Here is a 23,592-nt window from a genome sequence, read left to right as displayed (position 1 = left end):
CCCGAGGGCCCTGGAGCAAGGTCCCCGGGCGGAATCCGGGTGCCCTTCTTTGGGTACTTTCTTGGGCAAGCAAGAAAGTACCTCGCGGCGCGCTGCCGAGACAGCGCAGGCAGGCGGCCGGACGAAGGCACCGTAAACACCGGATGCCGAACCAGGGCCAGCCTCAACAGGGCAGGAGGGTAGGGCGACGCTAGCGAATGATGTCCTCGCGCATTCGGCTGGCGATGCCATCCGCCAGCTGCTGCCATTCGGCCGCCAGTGGCGCCTCCAGATGCTCCTCGGTGGTCGCCTTGAAGTGCCGCATCCAGACCGCCAGATCGGCTTCGGTCAGGTTCAGCGGGGCGTGCTTGCCGACCATGTCGATCGTGGGCGGCTGTTCCAGGCGTCCGCCCAGGTTCATGTACCAGAAATCCGAGATGCGCCGGACATGGGACTCGAAGTCCTGGATGCGTTCGAAGTGGTGCCCGATCTCCGGGTCGCTGGAAAGGCGGCGATAGAAGTCGTCGATGACCGCGCGGATGCGGTCGGCGCCGATCTTGTCGCACAGCGGCTCGAGTTTGCGAAAGGCCATGGGGTAGATCTCCTGACGAATCCTGCGGTAACCGTTAACCTGCACGTTGATCAGCAAGCCGGATACCGAGGATGAACCGATTGGATTCTGCGGGCCCTGACGCCATCACGGCGGCGGTGGCCCAGTGCATCACGGACCATACCGCAAGCGCGTTCGAGCCGACAGGAAGCCAGGCCTGTTCCGGGGGCTCGATCAACCAGGCCCAGCGCGTGACCGGGACCGATGGCCGGAGTTTTTTCGTGAAGCTCAACCGGGGCGCGATGGCCGAGGCGATGTTCGCGGCCGAGGCGCGCGGGCTGGAGGAGCTGGCCCGCTGCGAGCGGATGAAGATCCCCGCGGTGATCGGCACAGGCCGGGCGGGCGGTGCCTGCTTCATCGTGCTGGAGGAACTGGACCTGGGGGGGCGCCGCGACGGGGTTGCGCTGGGGCACGGGGTGGCCGACATGCACATGAAGACGGCGGCGCGCTTCGGGCTGGATCACGACAACTACATCGGCTCGACACCGCAGTCGAACCGCCAGCACGAGGACTGGGTATCGTTCTATCGCGACGAGCGCCTCGGCTTCCAGCGGGGTCTGGCGCGTGAGCGCGGGGCCGCGCATTCGCTGATCCAGGCGCTGGAGTCCCTGGAAGCGAATCTGGGCGGGTTCTTCAGCGACTACCGCCCCGAGCCTTCACTGCTGCACGGGGACCTGTGGAGCGGTAACTGGGGCTTCCAGTCCGATGGTACGGCCGTGCTGTTCGATCCGGCCGTCTACTACGGGGATCCGGAGGCGGATCTGGCGATGATGGAGCTGTTCGGCCATCCCGGGCAGGACTTCTTCGACGCCTACGAGGAGATGCGTCCGGTCGACACCGGCTACCCGGTGCGCAAGACGCTCTACAACCTCTACCACATCCTGAATCACGATCACCTGTTTGGCGGGGGCTATGGTTCCCAGGCCGAGCGCATGATCCGCCAGTTGCTGGCGGAGCTGAGATGAGCGGCACCCGAGGGGGCGGTCGACCGGTGTCAGCCCGGCGCCGTGAGGATTCGGCCGCATCGCGGGCTTGTCGCCCCGGGGCGGGGCGGCTAAGGTTCCGTCCATGACGGGCAACAACGACAAGACTACCCCACGCGTGGGTGTGGTGATGGGCAGTACCTCCGACTGGGCGACGATGGAATGCGCAGTGGACGTGCTGGAAGAACTGGGCGTCCCCTGTGAGGCTCGGGTGGTCTCCGCCCACCGCACCCCGGATCTCCTTTTCGAGTACGCCGAACAGGCCCGCGAACGCGGTCTGGCCGCGATCATTGCCGGGGCCGGGGGCGCCGCGCATCTGCCCGGGATGCTGGCCGCCAAGACCTCGGTGCCGGTGCTCGGCGTGCCGGTCGCTTCGCGCCATCTGAAGGGGCAGGACTCGCTGCTGTCGATCGTGCAGATGCCGAAGGGGATCCCGGTCGCGACCTTCGCCATTGGCGAGGCCGGCGCGGCCAATGCGGCCTTGTTTGCCGCCGCGATGCTCGCGAACTCCGACCCCGCTCTGTGCGAACGGCTGGACGCCTTCCGGCGCGCGCAGCGCGATACGGTGCTTAACCAGATCCTGCCGCCGGCCGCATCATGATCCTGCCTCCCGCCACCCTGGGGCTGCTCGGCGGCGGGCAGCTCGGTCGCTACTTTGTGCGGGCCGCGCGCGAGATGGGCTATGCGGTCTGGGTGCTGGACCCCGACCCGCACAGCCCCGCCGGACAGGTCGCAACACGCCATCTTTGCCAGCCCTACGAGGATGCGGAGACGCTGTCGGCCCTGGCCGGCCAGTGCGCGGTGATTACCTGCGAGTTCGAGAACATCCCGCGCCCGGCACTGGAATGGCTGGAGGCCAATGCCTGTCTGCGCCCCGGTCTTTGCGCGCTGGGCGTGGCCCAGGACCGGCTGGAGGAGAAGCGCTTTCTCGCCGAGATCGGGGTAGCGGTTGCGCCCTGGCGCCCGGTGATGGCCGGCGGCGATGGTGGCGAGGACGCCTCCGGTGCACCGTCCTTCCCGGCGCTCCTGAAGACCGCCCGGCTGGGGTACGACGGCAAGGGACAGCGCCCGATGGATCACATGGGCGATCTGGCGGCCGCGCACGCGGAGCTCGGTGGCGTGGACTGTGTGCTCGAGGAACGGGTGCAGCTGGAGCGTGAACTGTCGGTGGTGGTGGCGCGCACCTTCGACGGTCGCAGTGAGGCCTTCCCGGTATCCGAAAACGTGCATCGAGACGGCATCCTGCACCTGAGCCGGGTGCCGGCGCGTGTCGACACGGACCTGTCCGGGCGCGCGGTGGCGATCGCGCAGTTGATTGCCGATCGCCTCGACTATTGTGGCGTGCTGGCGGTCGAGTTCTTCCTGACGATGGGGGGAGAGCTGCTGGTCAACGAGATCGCCCCGCGCCCGCACAACACCGGCCATTACACGCTGGACGCCTGCACCGTGTCCCAGTTCGAGCAGCAGGTGCGCGCGGTTTGCGGTCTGGGGTTGGCCCCGGCGCGCCTGACGGCCCCGGTGGCGATGGTCAATCTGCTGGGGGACCTGTGGCCCGCGGACGGCAGCCCGGACTGGTCCGGTGCGCTGGAGGCCGGGCGTGCGCGTCTGCATCTGTACGGCAAGAGCGAGGCGCGGGCGGGGCGCAAGATGGGACACCTGAGCGTGCTGGGTCTGCCCGGCGAGGACGATGCGATGGCCCCGGCGTCCACCGCCGAGGGGCTTTGGCAGGACCTGGCGCGGGCGGCCGGGGTGACCACGTGACCGAGGCGTTCCCCGATGCCCGTTCGCGGCGTGCGCGTCAGGCGGAGCTCAAGCGCGACCTCGAATTCGCCGATACCCTGGCGGGCGAGTCCCTGCGCTTTCGCACGACCTGGGGGCTTTTTTCGCCGCGCCGGATCGACGATGGCACGCGCATGCTGCTGGATCGCATCGAGGTGCGCCCGGATGACGATTGCCTGGATCTGGGCTGCGGCTATGGCCCGATCGGCCTGACCCTGGCGCGCAAGGCGCCGCAGGGCACGACGACGCTGGTGGACACCAATTTTCTCGCGGTCGAGTACAGCCGGCGCAACGCCGAGCTCAACGGCATTACCAACGTCGAGTGCGTGACCAGCAACGGCTTCGCCCAGATCCGCGAGCGCCGCTTCGATCTCGTGGCGTCCAATCTGCCGGCCAAGGTAGGGCGGGAGATGCTTTACACCTATCTGCTCGATGCCCACGAGCAGATGAACCCCGGTGGTCGCATCTATGTCGTAACCATTACCGGGTTGCGGCGTTTTATCGAGAAGGGGTTCAAGGAAGTGTTCGGCAACTACGACAAGGTCAAGCAGGGCCGCGAGTACACCGTCGCGGCCGCCGAACGCGAGCCCGACTGACCATGGTCGAGGGGGCGGGCGAACTCCCGGTTGCGCTCCGCGTGCTGTCCGCCCTCCTGCTGGGGGCGGGGCTGCTGATCATGCTGCGGCGCATGCCCTGGGAGGCCTTCTTTGTCCCCGGGCGAACGCAGCTCTTTGTGATCGCCACTTTGTGTCTGCTGCTGATCTGGGGGCTGCGCGCGCAGGCCCTGGAGGGTCTGGCGCTGCATTTTCTCGGCATGGCCACGATCACGCTGATGTTTGGCTGGCAGCTGGCGATCCTGATGGTATTTCTGGTGGTCGCGGGACTGGCCCTGCTGGGGGCGCTGCCGCTTGCGGCCTTTCCGCTGACAGTCCTGCTGGCGGGCGTGCTTCCGGTAGCTGTGACCTGGGGGCTGCTGCGGGCGACCGAGGCCTGGCTGCCCCGCCACATGTTCATCTACCTGTACGGGGTCGCGTTCCTTGGCGGGGCCCTGACGGTGGCCGCCACGGTGCTGACCTCGGCGGTGATCTACGGGCTGTTCACCGACCTGGCCTGGGGCGATATCTACCGCGATTACGTGCGTTATCTGGCCCTGCTCGTACTGCCCGAGGCCGTCCTCAACGGCATGGTGGTCACCGGCCTGGTGATGGTGCGTCCGGAGTGGCTGGCGACCTGGTCGGACGAGCGCTACGTGCACGGACGCTGATCGTCGAGCGTCCGGGTGTCCGTATGCCCCCATTTGCTTTTATGTTAATGCACCATTCAGGGAAGCCCTGCTAACGTTCGCTTCACGATGGGGTGCAACCCCGTTGGTGAGCTGCAAACGAGGAGACCACAACAATGAAAACCAAGCTGTTCGTTCTGGCCGGGATTGCAGGAAGTGTGCTGATGCTGTCGTCCGCCGCGCAGGCGACCGACATCCAGGCTGGCCAGTCCAAGTACCAGTCTACCTGCCTTAGCTGCCATGGGGCCGAAGGCAAGGGCCAGGCGATCTTCCCCGCGCTGGCCGGTCGTGACGCCGAGTACGTGACCGACAAGCTCGAGCGCTACCGCGCCGGTGAAGAGATCGGTTCCCATACCGGTCTGATGCGCCCGCATGCCCAGGCGCTGAGCGATGACGATATCGCCAATGTGGCCGCCTTCATCGAGACCGAATTCAACTGATTCGGCAACCGCGAAGCGGCAAGCCGACGGGCCGGGGTTTCCCCGGCCCGTTTGCGTTGGAGGGCCTGTCGCATGCGTCGCCTTTTGCCTGCCATGGCGGCATCCGGTAAAGTTCCGCGGTTCCGAGAGCGTGGCCGATGGTCGGTCCCGCTATCCCAGAGATTCCTGCGAGGCTTCCCATGGCACAACCCGATTTCATTGCCCCGTCCATCCTGTCCGCCGACTTCGCCCGCCTGGGCGAGGAAGTCGACAACGTCCTGGCCTCCGGCGCGGACATCGTCCACTTCGACGTGATGGACAACCACTACGTGCCGAACCTGACCATCGGTCCGCTGGTCTGCGATGCCCTGCGCAAGCACGGCGTGACTGCGCCGATCGACGTCCACCTGATGGTCAAGCCGGTGGACCGTATCATCCCGGACTTCGCCCAGGCCGGCGCCAGCTACATCACCTTCCACCCGGAGGCCTCCGACCATATCGACCGCACCCTGCAGTTGATCCACTCCGAGGGCTGCAAGGCGGGTCTGGTGTTCAATCCGGCGACCCCGCTGTCCTATCTCGACTACGTGATGGACAAGGTCGACATGGTCCTGCTGATGTCGGTGAACCCGGGCTTTGGCGGCCAGAAGTTCATCCCGGCCACCCTCGACAAGCTGCGCGAGGCGCGCAAGATGATCGACGCCTCCGGGCGTGACATCCGCCTCGAGATCGACGGCGGCGTGAAGGCCGACAATATCCGCGAGATCAAGGCCGCGGGGGCCGATACCTTCGTCGCCGGTTCCGCGATCTTCGGTGCCGGCAGCGATGCCGACGCGAACCGCTACAACAGCATCATCCAGCAGATGCGCGACGAGATGGCCAAGGCCTGATTCGTCCGGAGACCGGGATGTCCCTGAAGCGCCCCCGCATGATCCTGATTGACCTGGACGGCACGCTGATCGACAGCGTGCCGGACCTGGCCTATAGCGTGGATGCCATGATGCGCGAGCTGGGTCTGCCCGAGCGCGGCGAGGCGGCCGTGCGCAACTGGGTCGGCAACGGCGTGGAACGGCTGGTCAAGCGGGCGCTGCTCAATGCGCTCGACGGCGAGCCGGACCCGGAGGCCTTCGAGCGGGCACTGCCGGTATTCATGCGCATCTACCAGGAGAACACCGCCGGGCGCTCGCCGCTGTATCCGGGGGTGCGCGAGGGGCTGGATCAGCTGAAGGCCGCCGGTTACCGCCTGGGCTGCGTGACCAACAAGGCCGAGCGCTTCACCGTGCCGCTACTGCGCGAAAAGGGCATCCTCGACGACTTCGAGATCGTGGTCGCCGGCGACGCCCTGCCGCAGAAGAAACCTGACCCGGCGCCACTGCTGCACGCGGCCAGGGAGTTGGGTGTCGAGCCCTCCGAATCGCTGATGGTCGGGGACTCGAAGAGCGACGTGAAGGCGGCACGCGCGGCCGGCTTCCAGATCGTCTGCATGACCTACGGCTACAATCACGGCTTTGATATCCGCGACGAACACCCGGATGCGGTGCTCGACCGGCTGGACGAACTGCCGGAGCTGCTGCCCGCCCGGGCGGCCTGACATGATCGCAATGGACCGGACAGCGGGGCGATGGCGAAACGGCGACTGATCTGCCGCGCCGTCTGCCCCTCTCTTGTCAGGAACCCTTGTGATGACCCCCGAACAGTTCGACGCACTGGCCCGCGAGGGCTATAACCGCATCCCGCTGGTGCGCGAGGTCCTGGCGGATCTCGAGACGCCCCTGTCCATCTTCCTGAAGCTGGCCAACCGGCCGTATTCCTACCTGTTCGAGTCGGTGCAGGGCGGGGAGCGCTGGGGTCGCTACTCCTTCATCGGCCTGCCGGCGCGGACCCGGGTGCGGGTGCACGGCCACGACATCACGGTGGAGACCGACGGCAAGGTGGTCGAGCAGACCACCGAGACCGATCCGCTGGCCTGGATCGAGGCCTACCAGGCGCGCTTCAAGGTCGCCGAACTGCCGGGCCTGCCGCGCTTCACCGGTGGCCTGGTCGGCTACTTCGGCTTCGAGACCGTGCGCCTGATCGAGCCGCGCCTGGAGGGCCCGGAAAAGCCCGATGCGCTGGGGCTGCCAGATATCCTGCTGATGGTTTCGGAGGAGGTCGTGGTCTACGACAACCTCTCCGGGCGGCTGTATCTGGTGGTGCATGCCGATACCTCGCGCCCCGACGGGCAGGTCGTGGCCGCGGAACGCCTCGACGAGCTGGAGAGCCGGATCGGCGAGCCGCTGGTGCCGCCGGGAGACCCACCGCACCCGCACGCGGTGCCGGAGTATGTGCCGGGCTGGTCGGCCGAGGGCTTCCAGGCGGCCGTGGCGCGGGCGCAGGAATACATCATGGACGGCGACGTGATGCAGGTGGTGCTGGCGCAGCGCATGAGCGTCCCGTTCTCGGCGCCACCGCTGAACCTCTACCGCGCGTTGCGGGCGCTGAACCCGTCGCCCTACATGTACTACCTGGACCTGGACGACCACCACGTGGTCGGGGCCTCGCCGGAGATCCTGGTGCGGCTGGAGGACGACCGCGTGACCGTGCGCCCGATCGCCGGCACCCGCCCGCGCGGGCGTACCGAGGAGGAAGACCGCGCGCTGGAGGTCGAGCTGCTGGCGGACCCGAAGGAGTGCGCCGAGCACCTGATGCTGATCGATCTCGGGCGCAACGACGTCGGCCGGGTCTGCGAGATCGGCTCGGTGGAGGTGACCGATACCATGACCATCGAGCGCTATTCGCACGTGATGCACATCGTCTCCAACGTGGAGGGCCAACTCGCCCCGGGACACTCGCCGATGGACGTGCTGCGCGCGACCTTTCCGGCTGGCACGGTCTCCGGCGCGCCGAAGATCCGCGCGCTGGAGATCATCGACGAGCTGGAGCCGGTCAAGCGCGGGCCGTATTCCGGGGCGGTCGGCTACCTCTCCTGGTCCGGCAACATGGATACCGCGATCGCGATTCGCACGGCCGTACTGCACGACGGTGAGCTGCACATTCAGGCCGGCGCCGGGGTGGTGCACGACTCGGTGCCCGAGAACGAGTGGCAGGAGACCCTGAACAAGGGGCGCGCGGTCGTGCGCGCGGCCGAGCTGGCGTTGGGCGGACTGGGGCCGCGCAGGCACCGTGGCTGAGGACGTGATGACCGGTGCAGAACGGGCAGCGCGAGCGCGGTTGTCGGGCACGCCGGGCGCACTCGCGCTAGTCTGCGATCTGTACCGGTCCGGTGCGGCGGAGGGACTCCCGGCATGATCCTGATGATCGACAACTACGACTCGTTCACCTTCAATCTGGTCCAGTACCTGGGCGAGTTGGGGGCGGAGGTCGAGGTGCACCGCAACGACCAGATCACACCCGACCAGGTCACCGACCTGGCGCCTGCCGGGATCATGATCTCGCCCGGGCCCTGCACTCCGAACGAGGCGGGTGTGTCCATGGAGGTGATCCGCCGCTTTGCCGGGCAGATCCCGATCCTCGGGGTCTGCCTCGGGCATCAGGCGATTGGTCAGGTGTTCGGCGGGCGCGTGGTGCGGGCCCGCGAGATCATGCATGGCAAGACATCCCCGGTGCATCACACCGGGGTGGGGGTCTTTGCGGGCCTCGAGAATCCGCTGGAGGCCACGCGCTATCACTCCCTGGTGGTGGAGTCGGCCTCGCTGCCCGATTGCCTGGAGGTCACCGCCTGGACCGAGCGCGAGGATGGCACCCGCGACGAGATCATGGGCCTGCGCCACCGTGAACTGGACGTCGAGGGCGTGCAGTTCCACCCCGAATCCATCCTGACCCGGCAGGGGCACGAGCTCCTCGACAACTTCCTGCGCCGCCTGCCCCAGCCGGCGTGACGCCGCATCAGCGCACCCGGCTGCGTTTCGCGCTGCTGGTCGCACCTTTGGCGCTGCTGGCGCCGTTCTCGCTGGATACCTACCTGCCGTCGTTCCCGGCGATGGCCGCGGACCTGTCCGTCGACGGTGCGGCGATGCAGGCGACGCTGTCCTCCTATCTGGTCGCCTTTGCCCTGGCCACCCTGGTGGCCGGGCCGCTGTCGGATGCCTTTGGCCGGCGTCCGGTCGTGCTGTGGGCGCTGGTGGCCTACGTCGCGACATCCGCGCTACTGGTGGTGGCGGTGGAGTACTGGCAGGTGATCGGGCTGCGTGTCGGTCAGGGCTTCGCGGCGGCGGCCGGGGTGGTGGTGAGCCGTGCCCTGGTGCGCGACCGTTTCGACCCCATTGATGCGCGGCGTGTATTCGCGATTGTGACGATCATGTTCGCGATGGGGCCTGCGATTGCGCCCATCCTGGGCGGCTATCTGCAATCCGCGTTCGGCTGGCGCTCGGTGTTTGCGTTCCTGGTGCTCTACGGGGTCGTGCTGCTGCTGGCCGCGCGTCTGTGGCTGCCGGAGACCCTGCCCCCGGTCGGGCGCGTGTCCAGCCGGCCGCGGCTGGTGCTCGGGCGCTATGCGGGCACCCTGCGCAATGTGCAGTTCCTGCAGCCGGTGCTGGTGCATACCACCCTGTTCGGGGCCAAGTTCCTGTTCGTCGCGGCCTCGCCCGCGCTGATCTATGTGCATCTCGGAGGCGGCGAGCGCGATTTCTGGTGGCTGTTCGCGCCCATGGTGGTCGGGCTGATGCTGGGGGGCGTGGCCTCCGGCTGGAGTGCCGGGCGCGTGGCGCCCGAGGTCACGGTCCGCATCGGCTTGCTGCTCACCGGGATTTCGCTGGCGCTGGTGGGCTGGGCGGCGCTGGCCCCGGAACCCTCGGTGGCGGCGGTGACCCTGCCGTTTGCCCTGTACAGCTTTGCCCTGGCCTTGGGGATGCCCTCGCTGACCCTGCTGGCGCTGGACTGCTATCCGGGCGCGCGCGGCATGGCCTCGGCGATGCAGGCCTTTATCCAGCTCGGGTTTGCAGCCCTGCTCACGCTCTTCGTGGTCGACTGGCTGGATGACGTCCTGCTGCACCTGGTCGCCGGTGCGGCGCTGATTTGGCTATTCGCCGCCGCCGTATGGTTTGGTGGAGGGTTAGGGAAACGCTGATCCGTGTTTCCCTGGTTCGTGCCGCGCGGGAGCGGGCGTTACACTAGCGCTCCCGATTCCCCGACAGGAGCAGCCCTGTGACCGTGCAGCAAGCCATAGCGGCCCTGATCGAACGCCAGAACCTGGATGAGGCGGCGATGACCGCCGTGATGCAGGCGGTGATGACCGGCGAGGCCACCGACGCCCAGATTGGCGGGCTGCTGGTGGCCCTGCGCATGAAGGGCGAGACCATCGAGGAGATTCGTGCGGCGGCCGGCGTGATGCGCGAGCTGGCGACGCGCGTGGATGTACCGCGGACCGGGCTGGTCGATACCTGCGGCACCGGCGGCGATGCCTCGGGCACCTTCAATATCTCGACCGCCTCGGCGCTGGTTGCGGCGGCCGGTGGCGTGCGGGTGGCCAAGCACGGCAACCGTTCGGTGTCGTCGAAGTCCGGCTCCGCGGACGTACTGGAGCACCTGGGGATTCATCTCGGGCTGTCGCCGGAGGCGGTCGGTACCTGCATCGAGGAGGTCGGCGTGGGCTTCCTGTTTGCCCCGGCCCATCATGGCGCGATGAAGCACGCGATCGGCCCGCGCAAGGAACTGGGCGTGCGCACACTGTTCAACGTGCTGGGCCCGCTGACCAATCCCGCGGGGGCGCCGAATCAGGTGCTGGGCGTGTTCTCCGAAGCCTGGGTGCGTCCGCTGGCCGAGGCCCTGAAGGGGCTGGGCAGCGAGCACGTGCTGGTGGTGCACGCCGAGGACGGGCTGGACGAGATCAGCATCGGCGCCCCGACGCGTGTGGCGGAGCTGAAGGATGGTGTGATCGAGGAGTACACCATCGTGCCCGAGGACTTCGGGCTGACACGGAGCGGGCTGGATGCGATCCGGGTCGACAGTGTGGAGGCCTCGGCCGCGATGCTGCGCGGGGTGCTGGAGGGGCAGGCCGGCGCCGCCCGCGATATCGTCCTGCTGAACGCCGGGGCCGCGATCTACGCCGGGGGAGGCGCCGAGTCGCTGGCCGCGGGTGTTGGCCGCGCGGCCGCAGCGATCGATTCGGGCGCGGCCCGCGAGCGCCTGGAGCGGCTGCAGGCGACCAGTGCACGATTGACCAATCAAGGAGCAGGAATCTGATGAACGACGTCCCGGACATCCTCAAGCGGATCCTCGAGCGCAAGCGCGAGGAGCTGAAGGAACGCGAGGCCTTCTGGCCGTTGCGCGAGCTGCGTGGCTGGATGGGCTCGGCTCCGGAGCCGCGCGGGTTCCGGGCGGCGCTGCAACGCGATATCGATGCCGGGCGCGCGGCCGTGATCGCGGAGATCAAGAAGGCCAGCCCTAGCCAGGGGCAGATCAGCCCGAACTTCAACCCCGAGGCCTTTGCCCGCAGCTACGAGGAACATGGGGCCACCTGCCTGTCGGTGCTGACCGACGTGGACTTCTTCAAGGGGCGTGACGGGGATCTGCGTGATGCGCGCGTGGCCTGCAAGCTGCCGATTCTGCGCAAGGACTTCGTGATCGACCTCTATCAGGTCTACGAGGCGCGGGTGCTGGGGGCGGACTGCGTGCTGCTGATCGCCGCCGCGCTGGATGACACCGCGCTGCACGAGCTGTACTTCCTGACCCGCGAGCTGGGCATGGATGCCCTGGTCGAGGTGCACGATGCCGAGGAGCTCGAGCGCGCGAAGAAGATCGGCGCGGACCTGATCGGCATCAACAACCGCGACCTGCGCAGCTTCGAGACGCGGCTGGAGACCACGTTGGAGCTGAAGGGCCAGGTGCCGGACTCGGCACTACTGGTCACCGAGAGCGGCATCCATACCCGCGAGGATGTGGCGCGCATGCAGGAGGCGGGAGTGAAGGCCTTCCTGGTGGGCGAGGCCTTCATGCGCACCGAGGATCCGGGGCTGGCGCTGGGCCGGCTGTTCCGCGGCGAGGACTGAACCCGCGGGCGAGGCGCCCGCCCGCGTTCGCTGCGGGCAGGCTCTTGCCAGGATGCCGTTCAGCGGGTGCCGAACACGACGATGGTCTTGCCGTGGGCGGTGATCAGCCCGCGTTCCTCCAGGTCCTTCAGGACGCGTCCGGCCATTTCGCGCGAGCAGCCGACGATGCGCGCGATCTCCTGACGGGTGATGCGCAGCTGCATGCCGTCCGGGTGGGTCATCGCGTCGGGCTGGCGTGCCAGATCCAGCAGGGTGTGGGCAATGCGGCCGGTGACGTCGACAAAGGCCAGGTCCATCACCTTGCGCGAGGTCTGGCGCAGGCGGGTGGCGATCTGGCTGGTCAGCAGCATCAGGATCTCCGGGTCGCGCTGCACGATCTCGCGGAACTGGGTATAGGGGATCTCGGCGGTCTCGGTATCCTCGCGGGTGACGACCGTCGCCGAACGCGGGTCATCCTCGAACATGCCGAGTTCGCCGAAGAATTCGCCCTTGTTCAGGTAGGCCAGGACGAGTTCGTGACCGTTGTTCTCGCCCAGCACCGAAACGGATCCGCTGACGACGTAATACAGCGTATCCGGTACCGTACCGGAATGAATGATCGTCGTGCGCTTGCGGTAGTGCCGGCGGTGGCAGTAGCCGAGAAAGCGCTCAAGTGCCGGCGACGGTTGCGCCGGGCGATAGACGAACGGGTTATTCATGGTCATGGCATCCATGGCTTCTCACGTCTCGCGTAGTGGGGACGGGTTTCAGTGTAATCCAGCCCTCCACAAGCGGGACCCGGGTGTCGGGATCGAGTCACAAAATGCGCTGACCCGGGTTCTATTCTGTGCTTGTCGTCTCAAAGTTTGTGCATGTTTTGTTGAGTATAGGCCACACAAGGCCTTCCAAAAGGCCGGAATTTGTGGGTAAAAGGAGACGCTTATGCGGGTCAGGGTGAAGTGGCTGGAACAGGTGGCGTTTGTCGGCGAGACCGGCAGTGGGCATGCGGTGGTGATGGATGGCCCCCCGGATGCCGGCGGGCGAAACCTCGGGGCCCGCCCGATGGAGATGTTGTTACTGGGGCTGGGTGGGTGTACCAGTTTCGATGTCGTGGCAATGCTCAAGAAGGGGCGCCAGGAGGTCCTCGACTGCGAGGTCACGGTGGACGGCACGCGGGCGGAGACGGTGCCCAAGGTGTTTACCGACATCCACGTGCACTTTCGGGTGTATGGCCATGGTCTGTCGGAGAAGCAGGTGGGCCGCGCGGTGGAACTGTCCGCGGAGAAATACTGCTCGGCCTCGCTGATGCTCGGGGCCGCGGCCAGGGTTACCCACGACTTCGAGATTGTCGAGGGTCCCGCTCCGCGCTGAGCGTCCGGGTGGGATGCCGGAAATTTTCACCAGCGGGGACGGCGTGTTTCCCTGACGGGCCGGGACGTCTACAATCCGCCGTTCCCTGCGTCCCGGGCAAGAGGAAACGCCATGCCCCGCCACAAGAAGCAGATCAAGCTCCACGGGTTCAATAACCTGACCAAGAGCCTGAGCTTCAATATCTACGATATCTGCTACGCCTCCGGCGAGCGCCATCGAGACGAGTACATCGCGTACATCGACGAGGCCTACAACGCCCAGCGTCTCACCCAGATTCTGTCCGACGTGGCTCATCTGATCGGAGCCAACATCCTGGATATCTCGCGCCAGGACTATGATCCTCAGGGCGCCTCGGTCACCATGCTGATCTCGGAAGAGCCGGTGGCCACCGAGAAGATCGGGTATACCGAGGGCCCAGGCCCGCTGCCGGAAACGGTGGTCGGCCACCTCGACAAGAGCCATATTACGGTCCACACGTATCCGGAGTCCCACCCGGAGGGCGGGATCGCGACCTTTCGCGCGGATATCGATGTGTCCACCTGCGGGCGCATCTCGCCGCTGCGTGCCTTGAACTACCTGATTCACAGCTTCGAGTCGGATATTGTGATCATGGACTATCGAGTGCGCGGTTTTACCCGCGACGTGCGTGGCAAGAAGCACTTTATCGACCACAAGATCAACTCCATCCAGGACTTCCTCTCGCGCGATACCAAGGACAAGTACCAGATGGTGGACGTGAACGTGTACCAGGAGTACCTGTTCCACACCAAGATGGTGCTGAAGGACTTCGACCTCGACAACTACCTGTTCGGCCTGGGCAAGGACGACTACTCGGCCCGGGAGGCCAAGCGCATCGCCAAGCTGCTCAAGCACGAGATGATGGAGATCTTCTACGGCAAGAATATGAGCCGTCCGGCCTGATACAAACGCCGCGTTTGCTCACTGGCGCGACAGCATCCTCTGGTGATATCCGCGTCGGGCACGCCATCTGGCACACTGTCGGTACTGTCCGTGAACCGGAGGTCCCATGACCAGCCGTGCCCCCGCGATCGACGCCCGTCCGGCGATGTTTCGCAACCACCCGTTTGGTTTCGTTTTCAGTGTTCTGCTGATCGCGGCCTTTGGTCTGGGGCTCCTGATTCTGCTGTGGTGGTATCTGCAGACGCGGTCGGTGCGTCTGCGCATCGACGCCGACCAGGTGCATCTGGAAGAGGGGCTGCTCAGCAAGTCCCATGTGGACCTGGATATCGGCCAGATCCGCACTGTGAAGGTGGACCAGAGCTTCTGGAACCGGGTCTTCCGGGTGGGCGAGATTGCCGTGTATACCACTGGCGACAACCCGGAGTTTCGGGTGGCCGGGATCCCCGACCCGCACCGCGTGCGTGATTATGTGCGGGATCGTCGCGAGGCAGCTGCATGAACTCCCGTGATCACCGTGACAGCCGCCTGGCCCTGCGCATCCTACTGGGGACCTCGGCCCTGGCCGCGCTGCTGGTGGCGTTGATCGTACTGGCCATGGCGGTCACCCTGCCCGGACTGTCCGGGTGGGTGGCCGCTACCTTTGACGATGGTATGGGGCTGGCGATGGCGGCCCTGGTCGCCGCGATCGTCTCGCTGCTGGTGATGCTGGTGTTCGCACTGGCGGCCGGGGAGGGGCTGATCGGCGAGCTGCAGTTCATGATCCCCGGTTTCTTTTTGTTCTTTGTCTTCTTCTGGCTGCTGCTGGCCTGGGTCTTCTGAGCCGGCCGGCGGATGGTCCCACCACCACGGAGTGCCAACGCGTGAGCAATCAGCAAGATGCCGACCCCAACGCACCGCACCACCTGACGCTGCGGCCGACGCGTATGGAGGACTACGACGATATCCGCGAGATCATGGAGCGGGTGTACGAGGACCTCGACGGGGCCTGGAGCGAGGCCCAGTTTCGCTCGCAGATCTCACGCTTTCCCGAAGGCCAGATCTGTATCGAGGACAACGGCAAGGTGGTGGCTGCGGCAATCAGCCTGATTGTCGAGTACAAGCGTTTTGGGGATCAGCACAGCTACTGGCAGATTACCGGCAACGGTTTTCTGACGACCCATGACCCGGACGGCGACACCCTGTACGGGGTCGATATCTTCGTTCATCCCGGTTACCGCGGGCTGCGCCTCGGACGGCGTCTGTATGACGCGCGCAAGGAACTGTGCCAGAAGCTCAATCTGCGGGCGATCGTGGCCGGGGGGCGCATTCCGGGCTATGAGCAATATCGGGACGAGCTGACCCCGCAGCAGTATGTGGAGAAGGTCAAGAACCACGAGATCACTGATCCCATCCTGACCTTTCAGCTCGCCAATGATTTCCACGTTCGCAAGATCATCACCAACTACCTCCCGGACGACGAGAAGTCCGGCGCCTTTGCGACGCTGATCGAGTGGCTCAACATCTACTACGAGGAGAAGGAGAAGCTGATCGGCGGAAGCCGTTCGGATGTGCGCATCGGCGTGGTTCAGTGGCAGATGCGTCCCACGCCAGACCTCGATTCCCTGTTTCAGCAGGTCGAGTATTTCGTGGATGCGGTCTCGGGTTACCGCTCCGATTGCGTGCTGTTCCCGGAATTCTTCAATGGTCCGCTGATGGGTGCGTTCAACCAGGAGTACCCGGCCGAAGCGGTGCGCCACCTGTCGGAATACACCGAGCAGATCCGCGAGGAGATGGTGCGCCTGGCACTTGCCTACAACATCAATATCGTTGCCGGGTCGATGCCCGAATACAGCGACGAGGTCCTGCGCAACGTCTGCTACCTGTGTCGGCGTGACGGAACCTGGGACCGCCAGTACAAGGTGCACGTGACCCCCGACGAGGTCGCCTACTGGGGACTGCAGGGCGGCGATGAGGTGCACGTGTTCGACACCGACTTCGGCAAGATCGGCATCCTGATCTGCTATGACGTGGAATTTCCGGAGCTGCCGCGGGTGATGGCCGAGAAGGGGTTGCAGATCCTGTTCGTGCCGTTCTGGACCGACACCAAGAACGCCTACCTGCGGGTGCGTCGCTGCGCTCAGGCGCGCGCCATCGAGAACGAGTGCTACGTGGTGATGTCGGGCTCGGTTGGCAATCTCCCCAGGGTCGAGAACATGGACATGCAGTATTCCCAGGCTGCGGTGTTTACGCCGTCTGATTTCGCCTTTCCCCACGACGCGGTCGCGGCCGAGGCCACCCCCAACACGGAGATGACCCTGATTGTCGATCTCGATCTCGACAATCTCAAGGAGCTGCGCAACCACGGCTCGGTGCGCAACCTGCGCGATCGGCGGCGGGACCTGTACGCGGTCCAGTGGAAGTCGAAGCCCGTCTGAGTGGATGTACAAAAACGTGATCTGGTTCGCGTCGGGGTGTGCCGTGTGCTGGCGTCGGGGCGGGCGCATGCGTAACCTGCTCAAGGGCGCTCGAGCCCGGCCACGCAGGGATATGTGGCCTCGACGTGCCCAGGGGGACTTTCATGACCGAACAGCAACCGCCAATGACCCGCACCGCCATACTGGTGGTGGATGATTCCAAGGTGATCCGTATCGCCCTGCAGCGCATCCTGCAGGGTGAGCGCGTCGTTTACGAGGCGGCGGATGGCGAAGAGGCCTGGTCACTCCTGCAGCGCAACGCCGACATCGGCCTGGTCCTGACCGATCTGTCCATGCCGGGCCTGGACGGTCAGGACCTGCTGTTGCGCATCCGAGATGGCGTGGAAGGGCTCCCGTCCGATCTGCCGGTGGTCATCATTACCGGGCAGGAAAGCGACGAGGAAGCCAGCCGTGAATGGCTGCAACTGGGCGCCAATGCCGTGCTGATGAAGCCCTTCATCCCCGGTCGCGTGCGCGAGGTAGTCAATGAACTGCTGCCGCTTGCCCCCGCCGGCGGTGACCAGGCCCTGCGACAGGAAGTGGAGCGGCTGCGCCGCGAACTGATGCTTCGCCAGCAGTCGGCCGACGAGCGCGAGGCGCAGCGCGAGATCGAGCGCCTGCGCACGGCGCTGAGCGAGGCCCGGGACGAGGCAACGGCCGCCTTGCAGCGAGCCGAAGAAAGCGAGGGTCAGCTGGCCGAACTCCAGGCAGCCGAGATGATCGCGGGCGAAGACCCCGATGAAGAAGCACCGACACCCGGCGCGCCCGAGCAGCTCGAGGAGCTCGAAAAGTTACGCGCCCGGGTGCGCGAGTTCGAGAACGAGAATATCCGTCTGGATCACGAGCTGGTGGAGCTCGACCGGCTGCGCGAGACGGTACAGAAGGAACGGGACCAGGCCCTGGAGGATGCGGCCCGATTGCGCAAGGAGCGCAACCAGCAGTGCGAACGCGCGGCCGCGGCCGAGCGGGCCCGTGCCGACCTGGAGGCCCGTTGTTCGGAGCAGGACGGTTCCGCTTCGGCTCTTGGCGAGCGGCTGGCGCAGCGCGAGCAGGAGCTGAGAGAAGCGCGCGAGCGCAATCAGGCCCTGCGGGCCCGGGTTCGTGAACTGGAGCAGGGGGTGACCAGTCCGGAATCGACTTCGCCTGCGGCGGGGGAAGAGCGCGACACCTCTTCTCCACGCGTCGAGCCGCACGAGCCCCTGGTGGCCCGGGCCAACGAATCGGTCCCGTCCGGGCCGTCCCTGGCGGCGGATGCACCGGCCCCTCGCACTTCGTCTCGCGGCCGTCGTAGTCGGCCGGCGCGATCGCGCGGGTGGCGGTGGCTGAAGCTGGCCATCCTGGTGATGGTCGCCATCGTGGTGGGATTGGGGACCCTGATCTTCTTCCGCAATTTCTGACCGGTCTGGTTGTTGCGGTTCATGGGGGTGAGTGTGGCCGGCGGCGGCCCGCCACACTCACACGCTTGTCGAAGTCTGAATCACATGCGCCCCAGGGCGCTGAGCAGGTGTTTCCAGGAGTCGCGGTCGGCCCGTTCGTCATAGCCCACTGGCATGTCGAATTTCTCGGCGACTTCGTCGGCCCTGGGGTTGGTGAAGCTGTGCACCACACCGGAGAAGTCGACGAAGGTGTAGGTCGCCTCGGCGTTGTCCATTTCTTCGCGGAAGTCGGCCACCTGCTCCGGCGGCACCATCGGGTCGGCCGCACCGTTGAAGACCAGCACCTCGGCCTTGACGTCGCCCGTACCGGCCGGGTGATCGGTTTCCAGCGCGCCGTGGAAGCTGGCGACCAGCGCGAGATCCATTCCGGCGCGTGCGGCCTCGAGCACCACTGTGCCGCCGAAGCAGTAGCCCACCGCCGCCAGGGCCTGATCGGCCGTGGCGTCGTGGTCCTTGAGCCAGTCATGCGCGGCGGTAAAACGGCCCATCAGGAGGTCCCGGTTGCCACGGATCTGACCGGCGAACTCGCCGGCGTCCGACGGGTGATCCGCCTTCTTGCCGCTGCCGTACATGTCCAGAGCGAACGCGGCATAGCCCTCCTGTGCCAGTTGTTCGGCCCGCTCGCGGGCATACTCGTTGTGACCCCACCACTCATGGACCACCAACACGCCCGGGTGGGGGCCGTCGCTGTCGGGGTAGGCGAGATAGCCGGTCATCTCCTCGCCGTCGTGTTCGTAGGTGACCTCCTCGGTCTGGATGCCGGCCAGAGCCAGGCCGGGGAGAGTGAAAGCGAATAGCGCAACCGTCAGACGCAATGCCATGGCAGAAACTCCGCTGTTTGGGGACAAGCACCCAATAATGACTGGGGGTTCTGATTATGGTTCGTGCTGCCGCGTTTTTCCTGCCCTTCGTTTCCCTGGCGGGAAACGTGGGGTTACAGTAGGGGGCAGCGGGGCGTGCGGCCCTGTGATGGAGCGCCTGGATGTCGGAGATGCACGCAAAGGAAAGCCTCGAGGCCCGCGTCCAGTCGGCTGACAAGCTGCTGGCGATGCCGCAGGTCGTGTTCGACGTGGCGCGCCTGCTGGAGGATGACACCAGCACAGCGGGACAGATCGCCAGTAGTCTCGGGCGTGACCCCGGCCTGGTGGCGCTGGTCCTGCGCTTGGCCAACAGCCCTGTCTACGCACAGGCCCGCACTGTGGATACAGTCGAACGGGCGGTGAACCTTCTGGGGCGGGATACCCTCCAGCGTCTGGTGGTCGCGGGCGCAATTACACGCGCCACCAGCAACATTCCCGACCAGGAACGTCTTCCGCTGGAGGTGTTCTGGCGCCACTCCGCCTACTGTGCCGTGATTGCCCGTCATCTGGCCGACCGGGTTCTGCCCCGCCAGGCCGGCAGCGTGTTTCTTGCCGGGCTGTTGCATGATCTGGGCAAGCTCTTGCTGTTCACCCAGTCGCCGGAGGCGGCGCATCGCGCGTTTCTATCCAGTCTGGACATCGGGGACGGCTTGAACCCGCAGGACGCCGAGCGCGAGCAGCTCGGGTTTGACCACGCGGAGCTGGGCGAGGCCCTGGCAGCCCACTGGGGGCTGCCGGAGGGGCTGGTTGCCTGTGTGGCCGGGCATCATCATCCGCAGTCAGCTCCCGAGGCGCATCGCCTGGCGGTGGCGCTGGTGCACCTCGCCAATACGGGGGCCCACCTGGCCGAGATCGACTCGCGCGACTGGGCCGACGCGCCGCCGGTGAGTGCGGATGTCTGGGAGACGGTCGGGCTGGAGCCCGAAGACCTGTTGCAGGCCGTGGAGGCCGCCCAGCACGAGGTCGTGGATGTCGAGGCGCTTTGTGCGCCAGTCCCGGAGTAACGCGAACCTTGCCGTGCTCTGAACGGTCCTAACGGACATGAACCCATGCCGCCAATTTTCTCTGCTGGCCGTGTTGCTGCTCGGCGGGTTGGTCGTGGGCTGCGCCAGTATCCCCGAAGGGGTCGGGCCGCTACCCGAGGAGCCGCTCGCGCGTGCCGACGTCCTGGCCGACCCCGAGGCGGTGCAGGGTCAGGAGGTGGTGTGGGGGGGTGTGATCGCGGACGTCGAGAATACTCGGGACGGTACCCGGCTCGAGATTGTGGCGCGTCCGCTCAGCCGCGAGGCGCGTCCGCGCGAGGTCGACCAGTCAGAGGGACGTTTTCGCGCCTATATCGACGATTTCCTCGACCCCCAAGTATACGGGACGGGGCGCGAAGTGACCGTGCGTGGCCGGATCGACGGAATCGAGGAAGGCTCGATTGGCGAGTTTGACTACCGCTTTGTCCGCATTGATGCGGAGACGGTGCACCTGTGGGCCAAGCGTCCGCCGCCTCGCGACCCGTATTACTACGACCCATGGGGCCCACCCGGCTATATGGGGCCCTACTGGCGGCCGCATCCCTACCACTGGCGTTACGACCCCTGGCGATATGATCCCTGGTACTGGTAACACCTGGCGTGCCGCGATCTTCAGCGTGGCGCTGGTGATGGTGGTGGTGCTGGCCGGCTGTGCCCCCGGTCCGCTGGAAATCCCTGACGCGGTGGGTGACCCCGTGCCCCCCCGCAGCGTGACGGCCGATAACCTGCCGGCCGAGGATCAGGTCTGGGGCGGAATCATCGCCCGAGTCGACAACCGGCCGGACAGCACGGTGATCGAAGTGGTCAGCTATCCCTTGCAGCGTCAGGAGCCCCAGACGCGGCAGGCGAATACGGGGCGTTTTCGCCTCAAGGTCGATGGTTTTGCCGATCCGGTCGACTACCGCCCGGGGCGGCGGATCACGGCGGTAGGCACGGTATCGGGGACCGAGGAGGGATCGATTGGCGAGCTCGCGTATGTCTTCCCACTGCTGGATGCCTACTCTGTGCATCTGTGGCCGGACCCGGAGCCGCCGCGACCGTCGTCGGGCGTGCGTTTCGGGATCGGCATTGGGATCGGGCTCTAGCGCGCCGCTGGCAAAGCCTCCCGAAGCGGTATCGAAATCCACAAGGCATGTTCAAACACGAGGAGTCGCCGATGCGAGCGATCGTTTTCGACGAGCCCGGTGAGGCTGATGTCCTGCAGCTGAGAGAGGTCCCCGAGCCCGAGCTGGCGGGGCCCGATGAGGTGAAGGTCCGCCTGTTGGCGGCCGGCGTGAACCCCGTCGATACCAAGGTTCGGGCGCGCGGCATGCTGGTCCCCGGGGCGCCGCGTAACACGCCCGGCTGTGACGGTGTCGGCGTGGTCGAGTCCTGCGCCAGCGGTGTGCGCCATGTGCGTCCGGGGCAGCGTGTGGCCTTCTGCTTTGGTGGTGTGGGCGCGAGCCCGGGTACCTATGCCGAGCAGGTGGTGGTCCCCGAGGCGGCTGTCGTCCCCGTGCCGGCCGCGGTGACCGACCTGCAGGCTGCGGCCCTGCCATTGGCCTGGCTGACCGCCTGGGAGGCGTTGTTCGAGCGGGCCGACCTGCAGCGTGGCCAGACGGTGCTGGTGCATGCCGCCGCGGGTGGGGTGGGACAGATGGCCGTGCAGATCGCGCGCGCGGCCGGGGCCCGGGTCCTGGGGCTCGTGCGACGCGAGGAGGCGCGGCGTCTGGTGACCGGCCTCGGCGGTGACGTGGTCGATCTCACTCAGCCCGACGCCGGGGAGTCCATCCGGGCCTACACCGACGGTCGCGGTTTCGACGTCGTGCTGGATACGGTGGGCGGGCAGACGTTTCGCGAAGGGCTGGCACAGGTGGCCTATGGGGGTGACCTGGTCACGCTCCTGGCGCCGCCGGATGAGGTGGACTGGAACGCGGCGCGCCTGCGGAATCCGAGTATCAGCCTGGAGCTGATGCTGACCCCGATGCTGGAAGGGGACCGCCGGCGCCTGAAGCATCAGGCTACCCTGGTGGCCGAGGGGCTCGCGCGACTTGCCAGCGGGCGGTTGCAGGTGAATGTGGAAGACAGCCTGCCAATGGCAGAGGCGGTCGAGGCGCATCGGCGTATCGAGGCCGGTGGCCGCCGCGGCAAGCTGGTGCTGCGAATCCCGGAGTAGGAGTAACCAGCGTCTCCCTGGATCAGCTACCGAACAGATGGCTGAACACGCGCGCCCCGCCAATATAGGTGCCGGCGGCGGAACCGAGCGTGGTCAGCAGGAAGACCAGCAGCACGCGCGAGACCCGGTTGTGCCACCAGCCCCTCGGGGTGGTGGTGTCCTGGCGCAGGCGCGCAAAGTCGTCGACACGTGGCTTGCGCAGAAACAGCTCGGCCGCGGCCGCCACGAAGCCCACGCCGATGGTCGGGTTCAGCGAGGTCAGGGGCGCGGCCAGTGCCGCCGTCACCACGGTCAGAGGGTGGGCCAGCGCGATAATCGCGCCAATGGCGGCCAGGCCACCATTGATCATCACCCAGTCCATCACCATCTGCAGGCCGATGTCCGGGTTGCGCAAAAAGCCGATCACGAAGCCGGACAGGATCACGGCGACGATCACCCACGGCAGGATCTTCGGCCAGCGAGCCTTGGGGGGCGGCTGGTCGAGGGAGTCCAGGATGGCGTCGGGGGGCGTCAGTTCGTCTTGCGCCTGGGTCGCGATCCCGGAAAGGTGCCCGGCACCGACCACGGCGAGGATGCGGCGATGGTTGCCGGACTCGGCCATGCGTCGCAGGTGGGCGGCCATGTACTGATCGCGTTCGTGGATCAGCGTGCGGTAGAGGTCCTCCGACTGTTCGGCGAACTCGCTGAAGGTGGACTCCAGCATGTCGCCTTCCTTCAGCCGTTCAATCTCCGATTCGTCGATCTTCTCGCGCGAGAGGACCGAGCCGAACAGCCCGCCGATCAGACCCATGCGTTGCCACCAGGGCACCGCACGATAGGTGCGGCGTAGCGTCAGGCCGAGGTCGCGATCGATCAGAGCCAGCGGCAGCCCGCCATCCAGGGCTGCGTCCATCGCCGCGCGCATCTCGGCACCCGGCTCGATTCCGTACTGCTCGGCCAGGCGCTGCTGATAGGCCCCCAGTGCGAGGCTCGCGGCGATCATCGGGGCCTGGCCCTGGCGCATCACGCTGAACAGGTCCATGCGCTTGATTGCCTCAGGGTCCAGCATCGCGCGCTGGCGGCTTTCGCAGAGCTCGATCGCTACGGCGTCGAACTCGCCCGTATCGACCAGCGCGCGTACCTTGTCGGCGCTGGCGCGCGAAACGTGGGCCGTGCCGAGTACGACCACCTCCGTGTCCCCGAGCCGAAGGATGCGGTGAGGTTCGTCGGCGATCAGGTCATGGACAGAGGTGGTCATCGCAAGCGGGTGGTCCGGTTGGGCGTGCGGGGCGGCAGCGCGGGAATCCTAGGGAGACGCTGATGGAATCGCAAGCTTGCGACGCCATCAGCGTCTCCCTCGCAGGGTCATTCCATGGGT

At 66.5% G+C, this 23,592-nt stretch carries 27 protein-coding genes; 23 read left to right on the top strand and 4 right to left on the bottom strand.

The annotated features are described in order from the left end of the window. Positions 1-190 precede the first annotated feature (190 nt). Positions 191-571: a group III truncated hemoglobin gene (locus tag G372_RS0104145; RefSeq protein WP_019624010.1), complete on the bottom strand. Its 381-nt coding sequence runs from the start codon at positions 569-571 to the stop codon at positions 191-193. Between the two features lie 71 nt (positions 572-642). On the opposite strand from G372_RS0104145, the gene G372_RS0104140 reads away from it, so the two are divergent. The 13 genes from G372_RS0104140 (at position 643) to trpC (ending at position 12,038) form a co-directional block, all read left to right on the top strand. After that, positions 643-1,554 (top strand): fructosamine kinase family protein, encoded by a 912-nt coding sequence (locus G372_RS0104140; protein WP_019624011.1) that lies wholly within the window; start codon positions 643-645, stop codon positions 1,552-1,554. A gap of 103 nt (positions 1,555-1,657) precedes the next feature. Further along, positions 1,658-2,173 carry a 5-(carboxyamino)imidazole ribonucleotide mutase gene (purE, locus tag G372_RS0104135; RefSeq protein ID WP_018864536.1) on the top strand — a complete coding sequence of 172 codons (516 nt, stop codon included), beginning with the start codon at positions 1,658-1,660 and terminating at the stop codon, positions 2,171-2,173. Further along, positions 2,170-3,333, top strand: a complete 1,164-nt coding sequence (locus tag G372_RS0104130) for a 5-(carboxyamino)imidazole ribonucleotide synthase (RefSeq protein WP_019624012.1) — start codon at positions 2,170-2,172, stop codon at positions 3,331-3,333. The genes purE and G372_RS0104130 overlap by 4 nt, the downstream gene beginning before the upstream one ends. Next, a complete protein-coding gene (locus G372_RS0104125) occupies positions 3,330-3,947 on the top strand; it encodes a class I SAM-dependent methyltransferase (protein WP_018864538.1) in 618 nt (205 codons plus the stop codon). Before G372_RS0104130 ends, G372_RS0104125 begins: the two co-directional genes overlap by 4 nt. A gap of 2 nt (positions 3,948-3,949) precedes the next feature. Beyond that, on the top strand, positions 3,950-4,615 hold the full coding sequence (locus tag G372_RS0104120; protein WP_019624013.1) for an energy-coupling factor ABC transporter permease: 666 nt from the start codon (positions 3,950-3,952) through the stop codon (positions 4,613-4,615). A 134-nt stretch (positions 4,616-4,749) separates the two neighbouring features. Continuing rightward, the gene (locus G372_RS0104115; RefSeq protein ID WP_018864540.1) at positions 4,750-5,073 is read left to right on the top strand and encodes a c-type cytochrome; all 324 of its coding nucleotides are present in this window, start codon (positions 4,750-4,752) and stop codon (positions 5,071-5,073) included. A 179-nt stretch (positions 5,074-5,252) separates the two neighbouring features. Beyond that, the gene (rpe, locus tag G372_RS0104110; protein ID WP_018864541.1) at positions 5,253-5,942 is read left to right on the top strand and encodes a ribulose-phosphate 3-epimerase; all 690 of its coding nucleotides are present in this window, start codon (positions 5,253-5,255) and stop codon (positions 5,940-5,942) included. Positions 5,943-5,959: 17 nt separating this feature from the next. Then, positions 5,960-6,643, top strand: a complete 684-nt coding sequence (locus G372_RS0104105; protein ID WP_018864542.1) for a phosphoglycolate phosphatase — start codon at positions 5,960-5,962, stop codon at positions 6,641-6,643. A 91-nt stretch (positions 6,644-6,734) separates the two neighbouring features. Further along, entirely contained in the window at positions 6,735-8,222 is a 1,488-nt protein-coding gene (trpE, locus tag G372_RS0104100) for an anthranilate synthase component I (RefSeq protein WP_018864543.1), read from the top strand. A 114-nt stretch (positions 8,223-8,336) separates the two neighbouring features. Further along, the gene (locus tag G372_RS0104095; RefSeq protein WP_019624014.1) at positions 8,337-8,930 is read left to right on the top strand and encodes an anthranilate synthase component II; all 594 of its coding nucleotides are present in this window, start codon (positions 8,337-8,339) and stop codon (positions 8,928-8,930) included. Beyond that, the gene (locus G372_RS0104090) at positions 8,927-10,117 is read left to right on the top strand and encodes a multidrug effflux MFS transporter (RefSeq protein WP_019624015.1); all 1,191 of its coding nucleotides are present in this window, start codon (positions 8,927-8,929) and stop codon (positions 10,115-10,117) included. The genes G372_RS0104095 and G372_RS0104090 overlap by 4 nt, the downstream gene beginning before the upstream one ends. A 77-nt stretch (positions 10,118-10,194) precedes the next feature. Then, positions 10,195-11,232 (top strand): anthranilate phosphoribosyltransferase, encoded by a 1,038-nt coding sequence (gene trpD, locus G372_RS0104085; RefSeq protein ID WP_019624016.1) that lies wholly within the window; start codon positions 10,195-10,197, stop codon positions 11,230-11,232. Further along, positions 11,232-12,038 carry an indole-3-glycerol phosphate synthase TrpC gene (gene trpC, locus G372_RS0104080; RefSeq protein ID WP_019624017.1) on the top strand — a complete coding sequence of 269 codons (807 nt, stop codon included), beginning with the start codon at positions 11,232-11,234 and terminating at the stop codon, positions 12,036-12,038. The genes trpD and trpC overlap by 1 nt, the downstream gene beginning before the upstream one ends. Positions 12,039-12,097: 59 nt before the next feature. Here trpC and crp read toward each other — a convergent pair whose 3' ends face one another. Next, the gene (gene crp / locus G372_RS0104075) at positions 12,098-12,736 is read right to left on the bottom strand and encodes a cAMP-activated global transcriptional regulator CRP (protein ID WP_012983719.1); all 639 of its coding nucleotides are present in this window, start codon (positions 12,734-12,736) and stop codon (positions 12,098-12,100) included. 223 nt (positions 12,737-12,959) lie between these two features. On the opposite strand from crp, the gene G372_RS0104070 reads away from it, so the two are divergent. The 6 genes from G372_RS0104070 (at position 12,960) to G372_RS0104045 (ending at position 18,159) form a co-directional block, all read left to right on the top strand. Next, on the top strand, positions 12,960-13,388 hold the full coding sequence (locus G372_RS0104070; RefSeq protein WP_018864549.1) for an OsmC family protein: 429 nt from the start codon (positions 12,960-12,962) through the stop codon (positions 13,386-13,388). Between the two features lie 111 nt (positions 13,389-13,499). Continuing rightward, positions 13,500-14,309 carry an adenosylmethionine decarboxylase gene (gene speD / locus G372_RS0104065; RefSeq protein WP_018864550.1) on the top strand — a complete coding sequence of 270 codons (810 nt, stop codon included), beginning with the start codon at positions 13,500-13,502 and terminating at the stop codon, positions 14,307-14,309. Between the two features lie 106 nt (positions 14,310-14,415). Continuing rightward, positions 14,416-14,808 (top strand): PH domain-containing protein, encoded by a 393-nt coding sequence (locus tag G372_RS0104060; RefSeq protein ID WP_018864551.1) that lies wholly within the window; start codon positions 14,416-14,418, stop codon positions 14,806-14,808. Next, positions 14,805-15,128, top strand: coding sequence for a hypothetical protein (locus tag G372_RS0104055; RefSeq protein WP_018864552.1), 324 nt, complete (start codon positions 14,805-14,807; stop codon positions 15,126-15,128). Before G372_RS0104060 ends, G372_RS0104055 begins: the two co-directional genes overlap by 4 nt. Before the next feature lie 41 nt (positions 15,129-15,169). Beyond that, positions 15,170-16,723: a bifunctional GNAT family N-acetyltransferase/carbon-nitrogen hydrolase family protein gene (locus tag G372_RS0104050; RefSeq protein WP_018864553.1), complete on the top strand. Its 1,554-nt coding sequence runs from the start codon at positions 15,170-15,172 to the stop codon at positions 16,721-16,723. Between the two features lie 143 nt (positions 16,724-16,866). Next, entirely contained in the window at positions 16,867-18,159 is a 1,293-nt protein-coding gene (locus G372_RS0104045; RefSeq protein WP_018864554.1) for a response regulator, read from the top strand. A gap of 80 nt (positions 18,160-18,239) precedes the next feature. On the opposite strand, the gene G372_RS0104040 is transcribed toward G372_RS0104045, so the two are convergent. Beyond that, the gene (locus tag G372_RS0104040) at positions 18,240-19,019 is read right to left on the bottom strand and encodes a dienelactone hydrolase family protein (protein WP_018864555.1); all 780 of its coding nucleotides are present in this window, start codon (positions 19,017-19,019) and stop codon (positions 18,240-18,242) included. Positions 19,020-19,180: 161 nt separating this feature from the next. Here G372_RS0104040 and G372_RS0104035 point away from each other — a divergent pair, with 161 nt between their 5' ends. The 4 genes from G372_RS0104035 to G372_RS0104020 all read left to right on the top strand — a co-directional run bounded on the left by G372_RS0104035 (position 19,181) and on the right by G372_RS0104020 (position 22,235). Further along, the gene (locus G372_RS0104035; protein WP_018864556.1) at positions 19,181-20,062 is read left to right on the top strand and encodes an HDOD domain-containing protein; all 882 of its coding nucleotides are present in this window, start codon (positions 19,181-19,183) and stop codon (positions 20,060-20,062) included. Between the two features lie 37 nt (positions 20,063-20,099). Further along, entirely contained in the window at positions 20,100-20,672 is a 573-nt protein-coding gene (locus G372_RS0104030; RefSeq protein WP_018864557.1) for a Slp family lipoprotein, read from the top strand. Between the two features lie 37 nt (positions 20,673-20,709). Next, positions 20,710-21,165 (top strand): Slp family lipoprotein, encoded by a 456-nt coding sequence (locus G372_RS0104025; protein ID WP_038070522.1) that lies wholly within the window; start codon positions 20,710-20,712, stop codon positions 21,163-21,165. A gap of 71 nt (positions 21,166-21,236) precedes the next feature. Beyond that, positions 21,237-22,235, top strand: a complete 999-nt coding sequence (locus G372_RS0104020) for a zinc-binding dehydrogenase (protein WP_026340358.1) — start codon at positions 21,237-21,239, stop codon at positions 22,233-22,235. 22 nt (positions 22,236-22,257) lie between these two features. Here the strand turns inward: G372_RS0104020 and G372_RS0104015 are convergent, their stop codons facing one another. Continuing rightward, positions 22,258-23,472 carry a TraB/GumN family protein gene (locus G372_RS0104015; protein WP_018864560.1) on the bottom strand — a complete coding sequence of 405 codons (1,215 nt, stop codon included), beginning with the start codon at positions 23,470-23,472 and terminating at the stop codon, positions 22,258-22,260. Positions 23,473-23,592 lie beyond the last annotated feature (120 nt).

The organism is Thioalkalivibrio thiocyanoxidans ARh2 (genome assembly GCF_000385215.1).
Taxonomy (GTDB): Bacteria; Pseudomonadota; Gammaproteobacteria; order Ectothiorhodospirales; family Ectothiorhodospiraceae; genus Thioalkalivibrio; species Thioalkalivibrio thiocyanoxidans.
The sequence above is the reverse complement of the archived record's forward strand: the minus strand, read 5'-3'. Positions and strand labels throughout refer to the sequence as shown.

Excerpts from the sequence above, each read along its gene's own strand:
- trpE (WP_018864543.1), top strand. The coding sequence starts at position 6,735 with ATGACCCCCGAACAGTTCGACGCACTGGCCCGCGAGGGCTATAACCGC.
- rpe (WP_018864541.1), top strand. The coding sequence starts at position 5,253 with ATGGCACAACCCGATTTCATTGCCCCGTCCATCCTGTCCGCCGACTTC.
- G372_RS0104030 (WP_018864557.1), top strand. The coding sequence starts at position 20,100 with ATGAACCCATGCCGCCAATTTTCTCTGCTGGCCGTGTTGCTGCTCGGC.
- G372_RS0104045 (WP_018864554.1), top strand. The coding sequence starts at position 16,867 with ATGACCGAACAGCAACCGCCAATGACCCGCACCGCCATACTGGTGGTG.
- G372_RS0104095 (WP_019624014.1), top strand. The coding sequence starts at position 8,337 with ATGATCCTGATGATCGACAACTACGACTCGTTCACCTTCAATCTGGTC.
- crp (WP_012983719.1), bottom strand. The coding sequence starts at position 12,736 with ATGAATAACCCGTTCGTCTATCGCCCGGCGCAACCGTCGCCGGCACTT.
- G372_RS0104040 (WP_018864555.1), bottom strand. The coding sequence starts at position 19,019 with ATGGCATTGCGTCTGACGGTTGCGCTATTCGCTTTCACTCTCCCCGGC.
- G372_RS0104025 (WP_038070522.1), top strand. The coding sequence starts at position 20,710 with ATGGTGGTGGTGCTGGCCGGCTGTGCCCCCGGTCCGCTGGAAATCCCT.
- G372_RS0104140 (WP_019624011.1), top strand. The coding sequence starts at position 643 with ATGAACCGATTGGATTCTGCGGGCCCTGACGCCATCACGGCGGCGGTG.
- G372_RS0104035 (WP_018864556.1), top strand. The coding sequence starts at position 19,181 with ATGTCGGAGATGCACGCAAAGGAAAGCCTCGAGGCCCGCGTCCAGTCG.
- G372_RS0104130 (WP_019624012.1), top strand. The coding sequence starts at position 2,170 with ATGATCCTGCCTCCCGCCACCCTGGGGCTGCTCGGCGGCGGGCAGCTC.
- G372_RS0104105 (WP_018864542.1), top strand. The coding sequence starts at position 5,960 with ATGTCCCTGAAGCGCCCCCGCATGATCCTGATTGACCTGGACGGCACG.
- G372_RS0104055 (WP_018864552.1), top strand. The coding sequence starts at position 14,805 with ATGAACTCCCGTGATCACCGTGACAGCCGCCTGGCCCTGCGCATCCTA.
- G372_RS0104060 (WP_018864551.1), top strand. The coding sequence starts at position 14,416 with ATGACCAGCCGTGCCCCCGCGATCGACGCCCGTCCGGCGATGTTTCGC.
- G372_RS0104070 (WP_018864549.1), top strand. The coding sequence starts at position 12,960 with ATGCGGGTCAGGGTGAAGTGGCTGGAACAGGTGGCGTTTGTCGGCGAG.
- purE (WP_018864536.1), top strand. The coding sequence starts at position 1,658 with ATGACGGGCAACAACGACAAGACTACCCCACGCGTGGGTGTGGTGATG.
- G372_RS0104020 (WP_026340358.1), top strand. The coding sequence starts at position 21,237 with ATGCGAGCGATCGTTTTCGACGAGCCCGGTGAGGCTGATGTCCTGCAG.
- G372_RS0104015 (WP_018864560.1), bottom strand. The coding sequence starts at position 23,472 with ATGACCACCTCTGTCCATGACCTGATCGCCGACGAACCTCACCGCATC.
- G372_RS0104120 (WP_019624013.1), top strand. The coding sequence starts at position 3,950 with ATGGTCGAGGGGGCGGGCGAACTCCCGGTTGCGCTCCGCGTGCTGTCC.
- speD (WP_018864550.1), top strand. The coding sequence starts at position 13,500 with ATGCCCCGCCACAAGAAGCAGATCAAGCTCCACGGGTTCAATAACCTG.
- G372_RS0104145 (WP_019624010.1), bottom strand. The coding sequence starts at position 571 with ATGGCCTTTCGCAAACTCGAGCCGCTGTGCGACAAGATCGGCGCCGAC.
- trpC (WP_019624017.1), top strand. The coding sequence starts at position 11,232 with ATGAACGACGTCCCGGACATCCTCAAGCGGATCCTCGAGCGCAAGCGC.
- G372_RS0104115 (WP_018864540.1), top strand. The coding sequence starts at position 4,750 with ATGAAAACCAAGCTGTTCGTTCTGGCCGGGATTGCAGGAAGTGTGCTG.